We start from the raw sequence: 2,900 nt of genomic DNA, 5'->3' as shown, positions 1-2,900 counted from the left end.
TTCTACATCATTCTTATCAAACTGAGTGACTGGGTTTAAGCCCTCTGCATCACAGTAAAGTGGCGAGAAATCTGTAATGACGGTTGGTGAAATAACAACACCACCGGCATGTTTACCCGCGTTACGTGTCACACCTTCTAAACGGCGACACATATCAATGAGTTCGCGTACATCTTCATCTGCGCTATAAGCTTCAGGAAGCGATGGCTCTACCTCAAAGGCTTTTGTCAGCGTCATCCCAGGCTCTGCTGGGATCATCTTGGTTAGTCGTTCCACAAATCCATATGGATGACCTAAAGCACGTCCCACATCACGTACTACCGCCTTTGCAGCCATGGTGCCGAAAGTAATAATTTGCGATACCGCATCTCGGCCATATAAATCAGCAACGTGGTCAATCACTTCATCGCGTCGATCCATACAGAAATCGACATCAAAATCGGGCATTGATACACGTTCTGGGTTCAAGAAACGTTCGAATAATAAATCATATTCTAGCGGGTCTAAGTCAGTAATTTTTAATGCATAAGCAACCAGCGACCCCGCACCAGAACCACGACCAGGCCCAACGGGGATATCATTATCTTTACCCCATTGAATGAACTCCATTACGATTAAGAAGTAACCAGGGAATCCCATCTGGTTAATCACTTTAAGTTCAACGTCTAAGCGTTCATCGTATTCAGGACGCTTTTCTAAGCGCTCTTTCTCATCAGGAAATAAGAACTCTAGCCTTTCTTCCAAACCTTTTTCTGAGATGTCGACCAGAAAGTCTTCAATGGATAAATCACCTGTTGGGAAGTTAGGCAAGAAATATTCATTTAAACGAATAGTGACATTACAGCGTTTGGCAATTTCAACACTGTTAGATAAAGCAGATGGAATATCAGCAAACAATTCGCACATTTCTTCTTCTGAACGAAGATATTGCTGGTCGCTGTATTTTTTAGGACGACGCGGATCTGCTAAGGTAAAACCATCATGAATCGCAACTCGGATTTCATGGGATTCGAAATCATCGGCTTGTAAAAAAACCACTTGGTTTGTTGCCACAACCGGTAAATCTTTATCTGATGCAAGCTGTATTGCCATGTGCAAGTAGCGTTCTTCATCAGGGCGACCTGTTCGAATTAACTCAAGGAAATATCTGTCTTCAAAATGAGTCTTATAGAACTCAACCAATTCATCAACTTGTGTCTTATTGTCTTTTAATAACGCTTTACCGACATCTCCCTCTTTTGCGCCAGAGATCAATAAAATGCCTTTATTGAATTTAACTAACCATTCTTGGTCAATCACGACTCTGCCATTAATTTGCCCACGCAAATAAGCTTCACTGATTAACTGGGTTAAACTCTGATAACCATCATTATTTAACGCAATAATGGTAATTGCACAGAAGTCATCATCAAATCCCGGTACTTTCATCCAAAAATCTGCGCCAACGATTGGCTTTATTCCAGCCCCATGGGCACCGCCGTAGTATTTCACTAAACCGCAAAAGTTATTTTGGTCGGTTATGGCTAATGCTCCCATCCCGAGTTCAGCAGCTTTTGCTAGGATAGGTTTAACTTTTGCCACACCATCAGACATGGAAAAATCACTGTGAACACGAAGATGGACGAAACGAGGATCGGACATAGATTATGGTATCTTTGGAATGCTTGATTAAAAGGAAAAAACCGCTGACCAGATTAGCAAACTAAGCCAATTTATAATAGCGAATAATGAATATCACAGTGTCATAGATAATTTTGAATTTGGAGACATAAGTTTAAAACTCGTTATCTTATCTAACTGTAATCAATAAGGTAACTTTATATAGAGTTTGATATTAAATCACCTATCAAGGCTTATTTAACCGCTCAAGAACAGGCTTAAAGCTTTTTCGATGTTCATCTAAAACACCATGAACTTCTAACGCTTCAAAATGTGCTTTTGTTGGGTAACCTTTATGATTAGCAAAGCCATACTGAGGGTACCGACTATCAAGCTCTTCCATTTCTCTATCACGGGTGACTTTAGCGATAATGGACGCTGCACTTATCGCTGCGACTAAGCCATCACCTTTTACAATCGCATGACTTTGAATACCAAACTCTGGAGAACGGTTACCATCGACTAATACTCGCTCAGGTAAAATAGATAAACCACTGACTGCACGCTTCATGGCTAGCATCGTGGCATGCAGAATATTCAGTTCATCAATTTCAACTGGCGTTGCGCGGCCAACGCTAATCGCTAAGGCTTTATCTTTAATTTCTAAATACAAAGCATCACGGCGCTTTTCTGACAGCTTCTTAGAGTCATTTAATCCGGTTATCGGATTATTAGGGTCTAAAATGACCGCAGCAGTAACAACATCACCCACTAATGGGCCACGACCAACTTCATCAACCCCAGCCACAACGCCACGGCTTATATACTCAACCTGTTCAGGGGTGATGCCTTTGATTACTGCTGGAATTCGGCTCATTAATTTGTCTCTTAAGATGGGTTATCTTGTATTACTTTTATCACAGCATCAGCAGCTCTATCACTGGCATTGCAGCGAAGCATTAGATGCATTTTTTCAAATTCTGCTTTCAAAGGAGCAAAATCGATATTCAGCTGTTCAATGACGGCAGCGGCAATGTTGTGCTCATTGCATTCATCTTGCACAACCTCAGGAATTAATGCCTTATCGGCTAATAAATTCGGCAAAGAATAATGTTCAAGGCTCATCAACCTTTTAGCAATGCTGTAAGTCAGTCCATTCACGCGATAAGACATGACTGTTGGGCGCTTAACCAACATAGCTTCTAACGCTGCAGTGCCTGATGCAAGTAATATAGCATCCGATGCAGCCATTACTTCGCGTGATTGACCTTCTATAAGATCAATCTCTAGATCAGGAGCAA

Annotated in this window: 2 protein-coding genes and 1 pseudogene; all 3 read right to left on the bottom strand. The window is 41.4% G+C overall.

Annotated elements, in window-relative coordinates; translation table 11 throughout:
* A partial coding sequence (gene dnaE, locus FNZ24_RS21245; RefSeq protein WP_153916798.1) for a DNA polymerase III subunit alpha occupies positions 1–1,641 on the bottom strand: 1,641 nt, incomplete at its 3' end.
* A gap of 205 nt (positions 1,642–1,846) precedes the next feature.
* Complete coding sequence (gene rnhB, locus FNZ24_RS21240) at positions 1,847–2,476, bottom strand: ribonuclease HII (protein WP_153916796.1); 630 nt, start codon at positions 2,474–2,476, stop codon at positions 1,847–1,849.
* 11 nt (positions 2,477–2,487) lie between these two features.
* Positions 2,488–2,900 (bottom strand): annotated as a pseudogene (lpxB, locus tag FNZ24_RS21235) (lipid-A-disaccharide synthase); the annotation flags it as partial.

Origin of the sequence: Shewanella sp. TC10, assembly GCF_009663145.1 — a bacterium.
GTDB lineage: Bacteria > Pseudomonadota > Gammaproteobacteria > Enterobacterales > Shewanellaceae > Shewanella.
This window is presented reverse-complemented; position numbering and strand designations above follow the sequence as displayed.

What these genes read in the sequence shown, in the direction of transcription:
- rnhB (WP_153916796.1), bottom strand. Translation starts at nt 2,476, where the DNA reads ATGAGCCGAATTCCAGCAGTAATCAAAGGCATCACCCCTGAACAGGTT.